Annotated in this window: 1 protein-coding gene; it reads left to right on the forward strand. The window is 52.7% G+C overall.

Going from position 1 to position 507, the window contains the following annotated elements; genetic code table 11:
• Positions 1-110: 110 nt before the first annotated feature.
• A partial coding sequence (locus AC1RP1_RS07800; RefSeq protein ID WP_481762690.1) for a hypothetical protein occupies positions 111-507 on the forward strand: 397 nt, incomplete at its 3' end.

Genomic DNA, 507 nt, shown 5'->3' on the forward strand with positions numbered 1-507 from the left:
CTCCATATACAGTACTCATACAGCGTGAGAGCGCGACGGACCCAATCTCGGTGTCCGCAACTATGCCCGAGACCTTTTCTATGGACTCGGGTGCTGCATACGAACAGCCTATGCCACAGTCTTTGTCAACAACTAAGGCACTCGATACAGCCGCAGCTGCGGTTGGTGTGCGTCTTGCGGTTCAGGCCATGAGCGCGCAGCTATGGGCCGGTAATACCGAAACGAACTTGAGCCTAGAGCTTCAGTTCCATACGGAAACTGATCCCGTTACAGATGTTCGGACTCCTATCGTTAACCTTTTGAAGTTGACGATGCCTAGTACTGGCAAGTATGGGTTTCTGGAAAGCCCCGGCCCTTCGATCGACTTCGGAGATTCAGCGGCCTCCATAGCCAAGGACGCGGGTACCAATATAGGAACTTCTATTGGGTCAGTCGTCAATGGTGTGCTTGGCAGTGATAACGTAACCAATTTCCTGAGGGCTGTAGGCATAACGCCAAAGGCAGGGT

The organism is Dellaglioa sp. CoH-56-MRSF-13, assembly GCF_056782095.1.